Source organism: Rhizobium etli 8C-3, assembly GCF_001908375.1.
Lineage (GTDB): Bacteria > Pseudomonadota > Alphaproteobacteria > Rhizobiales > Rhizobiaceae > Rhizobium > Rhizobium etli_B.
Window position 1 is genome coordinate 1,606,069 of the sequence record NZ_CP017244.1, and the last position, 13,262, is coordinate 1,619,330.

The 13,262-nt window shown below is 59.8% G+C and carries 10 protein-coding genes; 3 read left to right on the top strand and 7 right to left on the bottom strand.

Features of this window, described 5'->3' with window-relative positions; translation table 11 throughout:
• Positions 1-371: 371 nt before the first annotated feature.
• Complete coding sequence (locus tag AM571_RS32510) at positions 372-824, bottom strand: Lrp/AsnC family transcriptional regulator (RefSeq protein WP_074065043.1); 453 nt, start codon at positions 822-824, stop codon at positions 372-374.
• A 120-nt stretch (positions 825-944) separates the two neighbouring features.
• On the opposite strand from AM571_RS32510, the gene AM571_RS32515 reads away from it, so the two are divergent.
• The 3 genes from AM571_RS32515 to AM571_RS37165 all read left to right on the top strand — a co-directional run bounded on the left by AM571_RS32515 (position 945) and on the right by AM571_RS37165 (position 4,541).
• The gene (locus tag AM571_RS32515) at positions 945-1,922 is read left to right on the top strand and encodes a nucleoside recognition domain-containing protein (RefSeq protein ID WP_074065044.1); all 978 of its coding nucleotides are present in this window, start codon (positions 945-947) and stop codon (positions 1,920-1,922) included.
• Positions 1,923-2,915: 993 nt separating this feature from the next.
• Positions 2,916-3,671, top strand: coding sequence for a Crp/Fnr family transcriptional regulator (locus tag AM571_RS32530; protein ID WP_074065047.1), 756 nt, complete (start codon positions 2,916-2,918; stop codon positions 3,669-3,671).
• Between the two features lie 573 nt (positions 3,672-4,244).
• Positions 4,245-4,541, top strand: coding sequence for a hypothetical protein (locus AM571_RS37165; RefSeq protein ID WP_074065048.1), 297 nt, complete (start codon positions 4,245-4,247; stop codon positions 4,539-4,541).
• A 206-nt stretch (positions 4,542-4,747) separates the two neighbouring features.
• On the opposite strand, the gene atzF is transcribed toward AM571_RS37165, so the two are convergent.
• The 6 genes from atzF to AM571_RS32565 are packed head-to-tail and all read right to left on the bottom strand — an operon-like array spanning position 4,748 to position 13,230.
• Positions 4,748-6,571 carry an allophanate hydrolase gene (gene atzF / locus AM571_RS32540; protein ID WP_074065049.1) on the bottom strand — a complete coding sequence of 608 codons (1,824 nt, stop codon included), beginning with the start codon at positions 6,569-6,571 and terminating at the stop codon, positions 4,748-4,750.
• Positions 6,571-10,107 (bottom strand): urea carboxylase, encoded by a 3,537-nt coding sequence (gene uca, locus AM571_RS32545; RefSeq protein WP_074065050.1) that lies wholly within the window; start codon positions 10,105-10,107, stop codon positions 6,571-6,573. The genes atzF and uca overlap by 1 nt, the downstream gene beginning before the upstream one ends.
• 1 nt (position 10,108) lies before the next feature.
• A complete protein-coding gene (locus AM571_RS32550) occupies positions 10,109-10,759 on the bottom strand; it encodes an urea amidolyase associated protein UAAP2 (RefSeq protein WP_074065712.1) in 651 nt (216 codons plus the stop codon).
• Between the two features lie 13 nt (positions 10,760-10,772).
• On the bottom strand, positions 10,773-11,591 hold the full coding sequence (locus AM571_RS32555; protein ID WP_074065051.1) for an urea amidolyase associated protein UAAP1: 819 nt from the start codon (positions 11,589-11,591) through the stop codon (positions 10,773-10,775).
• Complete coding sequence (locus AM571_RS32560; RefSeq protein WP_074065052.1) at positions 11,588-12,415, bottom strand: ABC transporter ATP-binding protein; 828 nt, start codon at positions 12,413-12,415, stop codon at positions 11,588-11,590. The genes AM571_RS32555 and AM571_RS32560 overlap by 4 nt, the downstream gene beginning before the upstream one ends.
• Positions 12,412-13,230, bottom strand: coding sequence for an ABC transporter permease (locus AM571_RS32565; RefSeq protein ID WP_074065053.1), 819 nt, complete (start codon positions 13,228-13,230; stop codon positions 12,412-12,414). The genes AM571_RS32560 and AM571_RS32565 overlap by 4 nt, the downstream gene beginning before the upstream one ends.
• Positions 13,231-13,262 lie beyond the last annotated feature (32 nt).

Genomic DNA, 13,262 nt, shown 5'->3' on the forward strand with positions numbered 1-13,262 from the left:
GCTAGGCGGGGCACGGCCTTCGCCAGATTTGTGGTCGTCTTTCCAGCCTTGAACAGGTAGCGGAAGAAGTTTCGCAGGTGCAACGGCACGGTCTTGCCGCGCGGCCCCTTTTGATGACACGCGCGATGACCCAAGCACGCATGGCCTTGGCGACATCAATTTATGCAGCTCAGGTAGATATTGACCGTGCTTCCCGCGATCGAGTTCAGCCATCTCATCGATAATGGCGACGAGATGATCCTGGAACATCGAGAAGGCACAGGCATAAAACAGCGGTAACGGGCGATGGTCGTCCTGATTCCTTGTGTTTCAAACAAGCAAAGACGGCGATCAATCTCAGCGTTGCGCAAGGGATGCTGTGAACGCGATGATCAAAGCAAAATTGCCGTTTCTTCTTTTGCGGTGCGGATTATCATCATTGTGAAGAAGCGAGCAACGTTAGTCTCATCGCGGAATAACCTGTCGCACAGGGAGTCGAATTCTTCCATATCGCGCAGGCGCAGCATTAGAACGACATCGGTTTCGCCAGTGACGGCATAGGCCTGCGAAACGGCTTCCTCAGTACTTGCGGTGGCCAGAAAGCGACGCATATGCGCCTCGCCGTGCAACTTCAGCTCCACGGTAACCAGCGCCTTGATACCACGCCCAGCCTTGGCGGGATTGAGGATCGCGACAATTCGGTCAATCACCCCTGATTTTCGAAGCCGCTGCACACGGCGCAGACAACTGGAGGGAGACAGGCCCACCTCGTCGGCCATATCGACATTCGTGCGCGCTGCGTCGCGCTGCATTAGATTCAAAAGTTTTCGGTCAATACGATCCATTTCCGCAGCATATCCATCAGTCGCCGGTCTGCAATAAAATTGCACGGTTTTGCAATCTTTGATCACAAATTCGAACCGGCTCAGGCTAGCAGATTGAGGCACCAAAATGGGAGAGCTCAAATGCCGCTATTGTTGCAAATCCGGCGCAACACGCAGGAAACACTCAGAATTTACTGGATGCTTGTCCGCATAACGATTCCGATCGCGATCGTGACGGAGCTGCTATCACGGGTGGGGGCGATCAAGGCGGTCGCCCCCACTTTTGCGCCCGTCATGAATTTGGTCGGGTTACCTGCGGAGCTGGGGCTAGCCTGGCTGACGGGCATGCTCGTCGGGATATGGGGTGCTGTTCCACTCATTTTTACGCTCGTTCCCGCGTCATCGCTGAGCGTGGCGGACATCACAGTCTTCTCGGCGCTCATCCTATTCGCACACGGTCTGCCTATCGAGCAGAAGATCATCCAGAAGGCAGGACCGGGCATGATCGCCACGACGCTGCTGCGCATCTTGGGCGGTTTGCTTTATGCCTTCCTGCTGCATCATGTCCTGACGGCTACGAACTGGTTGTCGGCTCCAGCAAAACCGGCCTGGATTCCAATGGGCGTCACACCGGATTGGGCCGAATACTTTCTTGGTCTTGCCGAGACCATGATGTGGATGCTTGTCATCCTTGTGGTCCTATCCTGGAGTCTTCAAATCCTCAAGGCGAGCGGACTGCTGGATCTGATGATGAAGGCGCTTTCGCCCGTGCTGCGTCTTGCCGGCATCCGGGGCGAGGCTGAACACCTTACCGCTGTCGGGCTGTTTTTAGGCATTTCCTACGGTGCCGGTCTTCTGATCCGAGAGGCCCAATCGGGGGCGATATCACCGCGTCAGATTTTTCTGTCGTGCGTGTTCATGGGTTTCGCACACAGCGTGATCGAAGACACACTCATCGTGATTGCGCTTGGCGCTGATGTGCATGGTGTCCTGACGGGGCGGATCGCTTTTGCCATAATAGCAACAGCAATGATTGCCACTTTGCTTCACCGGTTGTCTGACAAGACATTCTTTTCGCAGATGTTTCGGCAACAAAGCCCACAGGTGGAAGCCGGATGAACTTTGGACGAAAGGCCACGTCGGTCGTAACCGGGCTTCTCGTGCCCAGCATCTTTTCTGCTGGTCTATCCTCCGCGGCAATTGCCCCTGAAGTGCCATTACGGCAGTGGGATCGAGAATTCGACATATGCAATTGTCGTTACCTTCAGCTCCATCGCAACGGCGCTCGCCTCCTTGCTGCTTGGATGCCTCGGATCGGCGACAGGCGGAGGCTTGTCATTGGCCAAGCGGCCCCGGGTAGCCTCGCCTATGGACTTGTTTATCTGTTCCCCTACAAACCGGTCTTTCATTCTGCTTGATTTTGTCGTTTGGCGGCGCGCTGTTCTCGCAGGCGTTTTCGTTCTCCCAAGCCTGTGACGATCTGAACTCGCCACAACAGTGCGAGTTCACGACTTCAGTTCTGCGGAGCATCGTTCAGCAGCGTAGGTTCATGCCGCCGGCTGCCATTTGCCCAGCGAGCACTTTTCGGTCTTCGATGTCATTGGAGCCGCTGCTCTGGCGCACCAGTGCCGCGCACTGATCTCCATTGTTGTTGTCATGGCGGAGCGCCAACCGGCATCTTCCGGATTGATAATCTCAAAGCGGAATTTGGGATGCTTCTCCCTCTCCAGCCGGTCATGGGACCAAGTCGGTTTGAGCCTGCGATAGCTTTGCCAATATAGCTTTCCTTTGACCAGGAAAGAGCGCATGATGCAATGCTCGTCAAGATCAGGCGTGATGCCTGGTAGCGAGGCTATCGAGACGGCAGATGAGTTCTGCTCGGATGGCACAACCATTCTCGTTCTATCAGTCGCAGCAACAGTCGAGTGCCCCAGTCGTCATTGAATATGGCGCCTCCGGAGGCATCCTAGGCAGCAGCCGAAGAATTGTCAGAACCGTACAGAGTGCGCTCAAGTCCTAGCATCGTTGTGTGCTTGGGCTCATAAATCAGCAAATAGCTGATCCTCGTGATGCTTGGTGTGGGACCGGGCTCTAGCCAAAGGAGAACCGTCCATGCCAGCCTTCTCACAGGCGACCGTTTCAAACAGATTGCTTAAGGCGTTGGCGCCGGAAGCCTTCGAACGGCTCCGCCCCGAAATGACCGCAATCGATCTTGGCCTCAAGCAAGTTGTTGTCGAAGCCAACGAGCCCACCTTACAGGTTTGCTTCATAGAGAGCGGTCTTGCGTCAATGGTTGCCGTCAGCTCCGACGATGAGGCGGTGGAGGTGGGGCACGTGGGACGCGAGGGTCTTGGTGGCCACCATGTGCTGTTAATGACCGAAACCACCCCCAACAGAACATTCATGCAAGTCGCTGGAACCGGAATAGCCGTGCCGATCGAGCACTTCCTGAGAATTGTCGACGATCATAAGCCGACAAGGGATTTGCTACTGCGCTACGTGCATTCGGCGAGCTTGCAGCTTGCCCATTCAGCTCTGGCAAATGCGCGCTACAGCATGCAGGAGCGCCTCGCGCGATGGCTGCTTATGTGCCATGACCGTCTCGAGGGCGACAATCTCGCGCTCACCCATGAATTCCTGGGAATGATGCTTGGGGTTCGACGTGCTGGCGTGACAAACGAGTTGCATATCCTCGAAGGCGTTCATGCCATCAAATCGACGCGGGGTAACGTGAAAATCTTGGACAGGCAAAAGCTCCAGGACATTGCCGGTGGCTGCTACGGCCTGCCCGAAGCGGAGTACGAGCGACTGATAGGCATTCCGATGAGCCACATGCATCGGGGTCTTCGCATCGCATCTTCAAACTGAAAAACATAAACAACGGCCCGGCGTCATCGCAGATTTCAATATTCCGGTCGCAAAAGTTTCGGCCGTGCCGCAGCGCGCGTCATTGGGGCCTCGTGGGTGGCATCCTTCAACGTGGGCGATCGGTGTCGTCAGGATGTGATGACATTGATCCTGCCGATCACATTGAAACAGACTGTCAGCACTGCAGCTCCTTAAATCGCGTTTGATCGTTTTCGGTGGCGTCCAAGGTTCGTGACGGCGCGCTCGGTCCTTTGTGCTTAAGACATTAAGTCCGGTTCGCGCTAGAGCCGTTGTGCCGAGTTTATGGGCGGTAGCTCTGGATCAGTCGAACTGCCCCTCCGGCTGGCTTTCAACGCTGCTGACCAAGGACCGTGGAAGCCGGTGGGAAGTGCGGGCTCGGTTGCTCGCTGCGGCCTGACCCCTCACATCGGCCCAGCCGGCGCCATGGCTTGAGCGCTTGATGGTTTGTCCGAAAACGCACAATCACTTTTTGCCGTTCGCCCTTTGTGCCATAGTTTTTCCTGACCCCGACGAGGCTGTTTTGGGCCGACTTTTGCTTTATGGGAGGGCGTCATGGTTCTCTTTGAACTCCTCTCATTCACGGACGAAGAGGTCGATCTCATCACCTGCGCCCTGCGCCGATGGTCGCAAAAGAACCACGTTGAAATCCACAGCGAGCGTGGCCAGAACGCAGTCAAGCGTGCCATCGAGCTTGTTGCTTGCGGGATCAAGTCATCGGAAAAACTGGTCGAGAGGCTCAACCGTGATTGCGGCCCTCCACCCGATGGCAATCCTTCGTCTCTGGCTGGCGGGAAAACCCAATCGGCTGACTCCTGTTCCGGTTCGAAACGTTCGTCAACCCGCGCCTGATATGCCAATCTTGCCGATGATTGCGACGAAGCACCTGATATGCCGGCAAAGATCTAGCGGCCGCTAATGGCTTCCTTAGAGCGGCCGCCGCCTGCAAGGTCCTTGCTTAGAGGATGTGCCTGGCGTTGGAACCTCCAGTTGGGAAAAACACAGGCGCTCGATCGCAGCACAGGCCAGTTCCCTGCCCGGCCTTTCCGGCGATGTCCTTATTCTCCCTTTGCCTCTCTTTCGGTCTTCATGCGCATGTAATGTCGCCAGCCGCCGAGTTCGGTAATCTCCTGTGCACCAGCCACGGCATAAGCTTCACAGACGAACCCCGAGACGCTGGAGCCATCGTCGAGAACAAGCTTGCCGATGCCGAGCGGGCCGGGGATATTTTGCACGAAACGACCAAAGCCTTCCGGAGGCAGCGCCCAGACCTCGACTTCGAGGCCTTTTCCCTGATACCCAGGTTGGCGCACCAGGCCGGGTTTTGGCGGGGCTGTGTTCGGAAGGACAAAAAGCCTGTAGTCGCCGGCAGTCCGGCAAATTCTAATAAGGCGCCCACCGCCTCCCGTGAGCTCGTGGTTGAGCGGCATGCCAGTCAGATGGGCCCCGACGACGGCAATCGGGATAGAGCGATCATCGGCCTGCGGCACGAGGCTTTTCTTGGGAATGACGGCCGCGCGGTCCTTGCCCATCCCTTCATTCAAGGCTCGGTGCATGGCGTCGGCGAAAGGGGCGAGAGCGTCGTCGGTAAAGGCCGGGCCGATCAGCGTAACACCGGCCGGCAGGTGCCCGTCCGCATCAAATCCGGCCGGGACGGCGATCGCTGCGCAATCGAGCAGGTTTACGAAGTTGGTATAGCGGCCGAAATGACCGTTTTTGACAATCGGATCCTCCACCATCTGCTCGACGGTATAAGTGGTCGGCGAGGTCGGCAGCATTAGAATATCGGCCTTTTGCCATTCCTCCTTGGTCTTCTGCCTGAGCCCTTCGAGCTTGTATCTGCCCTCGAAGGCGGCAACGGCATCATAGGCTTTCGCGCCCTCGATAATAGCGCGCACCGTCGGATCGAAATCATCGGCATTCGTCGCCAGAAAATCCTTGACCGCAGCCAGCCGTTCGGCGACCCAGGGACCGTTATACAGCAATTCGGCCGCCTGCCGGAACGGGGCATAATCGAAAGGAACGATGGCGGCACCGAGAGCCCGCGCCCTTTCGATGGCCGCATCATAGAGGCCCTCGACGTCCTTGTTGCCGAAGAATTCCCGTTCGTCACGATCGAGCACGCCAACCCTCAGGCCGGAGGCAGGCAGGCTGGCGGGAGCTGCCTTGCGTGAGAAGGGGTCGGCGGCGTCATAACCCTCCATCACTTTGCGGATCGCAACGCCGTCGCCGACCGTCGCGGCAAAAACGGTGACGACATCGACGCTACGGCAGGCGGGAACCACGCCGACATTCGGCACGAGCCCCGGCGTCGGCTTGATGCCGACAAGATTGTTGAAGGCCGCCGGCACGCGTCCGGAACCGGCCGTATCGGTGCCGAGCGCGAAGCTCGCCAGGCCCGAAGCAACGGCTACGGCCGACCCAGAACTCGAGCCCCCCGACACATAATCCCTGTCAAAGACCGAGCGCGGCGCACCGTGGGGCGACCGCGTGCCGTTGAGGCCGGTGGCGAACTGGTCGAGATTGGTCTTGCCGATCATCAAAGCGCCGGCAGCTGTCAGCCGCGCCACCACCGCCGCGTCCTGCTCGGGGCGATAAGCAAAGGCCGGGCAGGCCGCCGTCGTCGGCAAGCCGGCAACATCGATATTGTCCTTGACCGCGAAGGGAATTCCCCAGAGCGGCAGACTGTTTGGTCCGGGAGCGCGGGCCATCAGCTCCCTGGCGGCATCGCGTAAATCATCGTCGGGGGTCGGAGTGATGAAGATTGCCGGATCATCGGAAGCTCTGCGTCGGGCGATCACCTGCTCGACAAGGTCGAGGGGCGAAAGTCCGGCTGCATAGGCGGATTGGAGCGAAGCGAGATCGAGAATGGTAGGGAGCATCAGATTTCCTCCAGCACGACGAGGACATCGCCGGCTTTTACGTTGCGGCCGGGGCCTGCGCGCAGATCGCGGACCCGACCTGGGGCATGGGCGGTCACATTGATTTCCATCTTCATCGATTCGATAATGGCGAGCGTCTGACCGGCGATGATCGGTTGACCTTCCTCGACGAGGATCTTCCAGACGTTTCCGGGCACGGCGCTTTCGACGCCAAAGCAACCTTCGGGGATTTCGCCTCCAAGCCCACTGCCGGTGCCCTCGTCGACGACGAAGCTGTCGAGGCCGAGATCCTTCCAGCGCTTGCGTTCGGCCTCGAACGCGGCTTGCTGATTGGCCTTGAAGTCATCAATCGCTGGTGCATTGGCAGAAAGCTCCGCCTCATAGGCGGCATAGCTGAATTCGGTTTCCTCGATGCGGACTGGATAACCGCCATAGGGGAATGCGGCGCGCGCCTCGGTCAGCTCCTCGTGGCTCACCGGAAAGAACCGGATCTGGTCAAAGAAATCGAGCAGCCAGGGCTTGTCCTTGGAGAAGAACGGCGTCTGACGCCACGTATTCCAGACCTGAATCGTGCGGCCGAACAACTGATAGCCGCCGGGACCTTCCATGCCATAGATGCACATATAGGCGCCCCCGATGCCGACGGCGTTTTCCGGCGTCCAGGTCCTGGCGGGATTGTATTTTGTCGTCACCAGCCGATGCCGGGGATCTACCGGTGTGGCAACCGGAGCGCCGAGATAGACGTCACCGAGCCCGAGTACGAGATAGCTGGCGTCGAAGACGACCTTGCGCACAGCCTGTTCGTCGGCCAGGCCGTTGATGCGGCGGATGAACTCGATATTCGACGGACACCATGGCGCATTCGGCCGGACGAGTTCCTGATACTTGCGCATCGCAAGTTCGGCATCTGGATCGTTCCAGGAGAGCGGCAGATGCACGATCCGGCTTGGGACCTTCACCGCCTGCGCCGGCGGCAGGGAAGCTTCGATCTCGGCGAGCAGGCCGAGAAGGCGCCTACGGGTAAGGCCGCCTCCGCCATAGTGGATCTGCAGCGATCGTATGCCCGGAGTAAGATCGATAAGCCCGCCGAGCTTCGCCTCCTGGATTGCCTGCATCAAAAGATGGACACGCAAGCGGAGCGCAATGTCGAGCTGCATTGGCCCATATTCGACCAGCAGGTTGTCGTCTCCCTGCCGGCGATAGATCACGGGGACCGGCCCTGCATCGCTTCGCCCGACGATCGGCGAGCCGGCGGCGTCGGCGATGCGCTTGACCATTGGCCCGGCGATCGGGTCTCCGGCGCGTTTCACCGCGTGGAAGCGGATTTTGTCGCCTGGTTTGAATTGGCCCATCTTCCATTGCTCGTCGCGCGCAATCACCGCCGGACACACGAAACCGCCGAGACTTGGGCCGTCGGGACCGAGGATGATTGGCATGTCGCCGGTAAAGTCGATTGCGCCGACGGCATAGGCATTGTCGTGCAGGTTCGAGGGGTGGAGGCCCGCTTCGCCGCCGTCGGCGCGGGCCCACTTCGGCGCCGGACCGATCAGACGCACTCCGGTGCGGGCACTGTTGAAATGGACTTCGTACTCCGTCGAAAACAGCGTTTCGATGTCTTCCTCCAGAAAGAAATCGGGAGCCCCATGCGGACCGTAGAGGACACCGACCTCCCAGGCGCGCGTGAGCTCGGCTGGATCGTTGGCCGGCTTTGATCTCGGCTGCGGCGTGCGGGCAAGCCGCAGCACATGCCCGGCGTGAAGGGTGCCGGTGGCATTCCCGCCGAACTGCCCCAGGCCGAAGGTTGCTCGTGAACCGAGTACTACCGGTGCTGCAAATCCGCCGGCCACGGCCAGATACGAGCGCTGGCCGGCGCCGACAATCGTCCCGATCGCAAGCGTCTGGCCCGCCTTGACGAGGATCGCCGTTCCCTGCTCAATCGACGTACCGTCGAGGGTCATCGGCATGTGCGCGCCGGCAAGGGCGATCTCGACATCCGAGAAGAATTTGAGCACCGGGCCGGATACGGTGAGCTCGAGAGCCGTCGCCTCGTCACCATTTCCGACCAGCCTGTTGGCATGGCGGAACGATCGCTCGTCCATTGGTCCGCACGGCGGTACCCCGACGTGCCAGAGACCCAGCCGCCCGGGCAATTCCTGCAAGCTCGACTGGGCGCCCGGCGCAATCACCTCTACGACTTCGGGCACGAAGGTGAAATCCTTGAGCGCCGTCGTCGCTACATCACCACTCGAAAGGAGCTCCGATTTCGCAATCGCCCTCAGATAATCGAGATTCGTTTCGATACCCGAAATCGCGCTTTCCTTTAGAGCCTTGCCGAGGGCCGCGATTGCGGCCGGGCGATCTTTGGCCCTCACGATCACCTTGGCAAGCATGGGATCGTAATAGGGACTAACCTCGGTGCCGGTCTCGACCCAACCATCGACACGGACGTTTTTTGGAAAGACGACCTCGGTCAGCAGTCCAGCGCTTGGCCTGAACTCCGCATGCGGCATTTCTGCATAGATGCGCGCTTCGATGGCCGCGCCGCTGGGTACAAGGGCCGCGTTAGCGGTCAGCATATCCTCCCCAGCCGCCTGACGGATCATCCATTCGACCAAATCAATGCCGAAGACGGCCTCGGTCACCGGATGTTCGACCTGCAGTCGGGTATTGACCTCGAGGAAGTAGAATTCCTCGCCCGCAGGATCGTAGATGAATTCGACCGTTCCCGCCGAACGGTAGCCGGCGGAGGCACCGAGCGTAACGGCCGCGGCATGCAGCCGCGTGCGAACCGCATCCGGCAATCCCGGCGCTGGTGTCTCTTCGATCACCTTCTGGTTCCTGCGCTGCAATGAGCAGTCGCGATCGCCAAGCGCGATCACTCGGCCATTGCCATCGCCGAAGATCTGCACTTCAACATGGCGGGCCCTGGCGACAAAGCGCTCGAGATAGACGCGCGCATCACCGAAACTTGCGCGCGCCGTGCGCTGCACGCTGTCGAAGGCCGCCTTCAGTTGGCCGGGATCATTGCAGAGTTGCATTCCGATGCCGCCGCCGCCGGCGGTCGATTTCAGCATCAGCGGATATCCGACGTCGGCCGCGGCCGTGAGCGCAGCTTCGCTCGTCTCCAGAAGACTGCTGCCTGGAAGCAGCGGCACCCCGCACGATTGCGCCAGTTCGCGGGCGGTGTGCTTGAGTCCGAAAGCCGCGATATTGGCAGGCGTCGGGCCAATGAAGGCGATCCCTGCCTTTGCCAGGCGCTCGGCAAAGTCGATATTCTCCGAAAGGAAGCCGTAGCCGGGATGGACTGCCTCGGCACGTGTTGCAATGCAGGCAGCGATGACGGCCTCGACGTCGAGGTAGCTTGCGGCCGCCGGTGCCGGGCCGAGCCTTACCGCCTGATCCGCCATCAACACCGCCTTGGAAAAGCGGTCGACATCCGAATAGACGGCGACGGATGAAATACCCATGCGCTGCAACGTCTTGATGATCCGGACAGCGATCTCGCCCCGGTTTGCGATAAGAATCTTCTTGAACATGTCAGATCTCGCTGTCCCAGACCAGCACCCGGATCGGGGTCGGATCGAAACCGTTGCAGGGATTGTTGATCTGCGGGCAATTGGAAATGACGAGCAAAATGTCCATCTCGGCTTTCAGCTCAACATAGTCACCTGGCCCGGAGATCCCGTCGACGATCGTCATCTCGCCGCTTGGCTCGATCGGGACGTTCATGAAGAAATTGATGTTGGGGACGATATCGCGCTTGCTCATTCCGTGCTTGGAGACTTCAAGAACGAAATTGTCGCGGCAGGCATGGAGATATCTGGTTTGGTGGCCGAAGCGCACCGTATTGCTCTCGCAAGAGCAGGCACCGGCAGACGTATCATGGCGCCCGCAACTGTCGGCGGTCATTGTCAGCATCACCCGACCCTCATTGGAGATGATCCTCGTGCCGGTCGAAATATAGGCCGCGCCCTGTTCGCGCATCGTATCCTGGTTGGAGTAGCGTTCGGAAAAGTCCTCGGCATTGTAGAACAGCGTGTCGACCGCCTGTTGGCCGTATGTGTCCTCGATACGGATGGTCTGACTCTTCCGGATCACCGCCGAAAATGGTGCCTCAGCCGGGATGTAATGGTCCTGCGCGACGTTCTCGAGCGTGCGGCCCGGCGCTGTTTGAATGAAATCGGTCATCGTCATGTTTCCCTCACACTGCCGCCCGCGCGTTGTTTTCGAAGCCGCGAACAGCCTCGGCGGTCGCCGTCCGGCAAAGGTCGCCGCTCCGGGGCTCGGTCGCCGCGATACGCGTGACGGTCACCGGATTGGGCCGATAGACCGTGTCCGGGTTGAGCGCATGGGGGCAGTTGGAAAAGCCGACGATCATATCCATCTCGGCGCGCAGCTCGACATAATCGCCTTCATGCAGAAGTTCCGGCTTCCACGCGAACGCTCCGTTCCGGTCGACGCGGACCGGGGCAAAGAGTGCAAGGGCCGGCGGAATGTCGCGTTTGTCGAGCCCGGCTTTGGTGGCAAGGAGGATCAGGTTGTCACGGGTGTTGCGCGTGCCCTCACCGTATCTTGCCGCGTTCGACCCGGATGTGGACCCGCCCACCACCCCGTCATGGGCGCCCGAGGAGTCTTCCGTCACCGAAAACATCACTCGCCCCATGTCAGAGAAAATCACACGACCTTTTCCCAGGACAGTTGTCCACTGCACCTTCATTGTATCGGGCAGGTTCAGCCGCTCGCTGGTCTCGGCGGCACTCCAGGCGATGAGGGAAAGGGTCGAGAATCCGCTGTCGAGGCTGACGCGAAATACCTCGTGCTTGTTGATATGTGTCGACCAATACCACCCACCAGGGATCACCTCGCGGTGGATGATCTTGTCGGGCGCGATTTCGGGCGCCGGCAATGGGCTCGTACCGGGCAGTGCCTTTGGCGCATATTCGAGCCCCTTTTTCTGATGCTCCTCGTAACGCGCGCGGTTGGCAGCGATGTCTTGCGGCGAACGTCTGACACGTGTCATGACTGGATTTCTCCTGACGAAGCCAGGTCGTCCCGGCAATGCCCCTGGTAGGCGACCGGGCCGTCCCGATCAGGGCTGAAGATCGAAGGCGATCCGGCTTGCCGTGGCGGCCAGATTGAAATGTCTTTGGTGATGGTCGCGCCGTAGCGCAGTTTCTCCTCGGCTCGATCGCGCCGCCGCTCGAAGGCGACCACGCGGGTTGCAAGCGTGAACGCCTCGCGCATGTCATGGGTGACCATAACGACGGTCATCTGCGTTTCGTGCCAGAGCCGTTTCATCAGCATGTGGATCTCGGCGCGGATACCTGGGTCGAGCGCGCCGAATGGCTCGTCAAGCAACATCACTTTCGGCTTCATGATCAGCGCCTGGGCAAGCGCCAGCCGTTGCTGCATCCCCCCTGAAAGCTGTGCCGGATACTTGTCTTCCGCCCCCGCCAGGCCGACTTCTGCGATCAACTGTCGCGCCGTGGCGATTGCGTCCCGCCGCGCAGCTCCAAAGAGCTTCGCCTTGAAGCGCGCGCCGGAAAATTCCTTGCCGAGCAGCACATTGCCGAGCACGGTGAGGTGCGGAAAGACCGAGTAGCGTTGGAAGACGACACCCCGATCGGGGCCGGGCTGCGCCGGAAGAAGCTCGCCATCGAGCAGAATCCGGCCTCTGGTTGGCTGTTCCTGACCGAGCAGCATACGCAGGAACGTCGACTTGCCGCAGCCCGAAGGCCCGACAAGTGCGACGAACGCACGCGAAGCGACGGTCAGCGATACGTTCTCAAGCACGATCTGGTCGCCGTATTCCTTCCAGACATTTTCGATCCTGAGTTCGCTCATCCCTGCTTCTCCAGTTCGGACCAAGGGAAGGCGGCGACGCGGATGCGATCAAGGACGTAGTTCGTCATGACGGCGAGCAGCGTGATCCAGACGACATAGGGGAAGATCACGTCCATCGCCAGATAGCGGCGGACGAGGAAGATGCGGTAGCCGAGGCCGGATTCCGAGGAAATCGCTTCTGCGGCAATCAGGAAAAGCCAGGCAGGTCCCAGCTGCAGCTTGAGGCAGATGATAAGCCGCGGCACGATCTGAGGAAGCACGACGCGCAAGGCGATCTGCCAGGAGGACCCGCCAAGCGTCTCGGCCTTGACGACCTGCTCACGCGGTAATTCCAACGCCTTCAGCGCTAGGTCGCGGATCATCGTCGGCGCGACGCCGATCACGATAAGCGCAATCTTGGATGTCTCGCCGAGACCCATCACGATGAAGAGGATCGGAAGCAGCGCCAGCGGCGGCACCATAGAGACGACAGCGATGAAGGGAGCAAGGAGCGCCCGCAGATATGGCAGCATGCCGATTAGCATTCCGGTCAGCAGCGCTGTCGCTGTGGAGATGCCGAGGCCCGCGAAAAGCCGGATCAAGCTCGCCCAGGTATCCGACCAGAGCGGATATTCGCCGGTGCGCTGATCTGCGATGAAGGCCATGCGTTCGATCGCCTGAACGAAACCGGAGAGAGTGGGCAGCAGCTTGTCGTTGGCATTCTCGGACAAGCGCGCCGCCGAACCGAAGGCATAGGCTACGATCAGCAACACGAAGGGCACCAGCATCAGGGCAAATTGCGCGCCCCGACTTGGCTTGATGTTGATCCAGCGCATGAGGAAAGCTCCGCTGATGAAGGAATGACACG

Bases quoted from the DNA above. Each gene is read 5' to 3' on its own strand.
- AM571_RS32510 (WP_074065043.1), bottom strand. From the start codon at position 824: ATGGATCGTATTGACCGAAAACTTTTGAATCTAATGCAGCGCGACGCA.
- atzF (WP_074065049.1), bottom strand. From the start codon at position 6,571: ATGCTCCCTACCATTCTCGATCTCGCTTCGCTCCAATCCGCCTATGCA.
- AM571_RS32530 (WP_074065047.1), top strand. From the start codon at position 2,916: ATGCCAGCCTTCTCACAGGCGACCGTTTCAAACAGATTGCTTAAGGCG.
- AM571_RS32565 (WP_074065053.1), bottom strand. From the start codon at position 13,230: ATGCGCTGGATCAACATCAAGCCAAGTCGGGGCGCGCAATTTGCCCTG.
- uca (WP_074065050.1), bottom strand. From the start codon at position 10,107: ATGTTCAAGAAGATTCTTATCGCAAACCGGGGCGAGATCGCTGTCCGG.
- AM571_RS32515 (WP_074065044.1), top strand. From the start codon at position 945: ATGCCGCTATTGTTGCAAATCCGGCGCAACACGCAGGAAACACTCAGA.
- AM571_RS32555 (WP_074065051.1), bottom strand. From the start codon at position 11,591: ATGACACGTGTCAGACGTTCGCCGCAAGACATCGCTGCCAACCGCGCG.
- AM571_RS37165 (WP_074065048.1), top strand. From the start codon at position 4,245: ATGGTTCTCTTTGAACTCCTCTCATTCACGGACGAAGAGGTCGATCTC.
- AM571_RS32560 (WP_074065052.1), bottom strand. From the start codon at position 12,415: ATGAGCGAACTCAGGATCGAAAATGTCTGGAAGGAATACGGCGACCAG.
- AM571_RS32550 (WP_074065712.1), bottom strand. From the start codon at position 10,759: ATGACCGATTTCATTCAAACAGCGCCGGGCCGCACGCTCGAGAACGTC.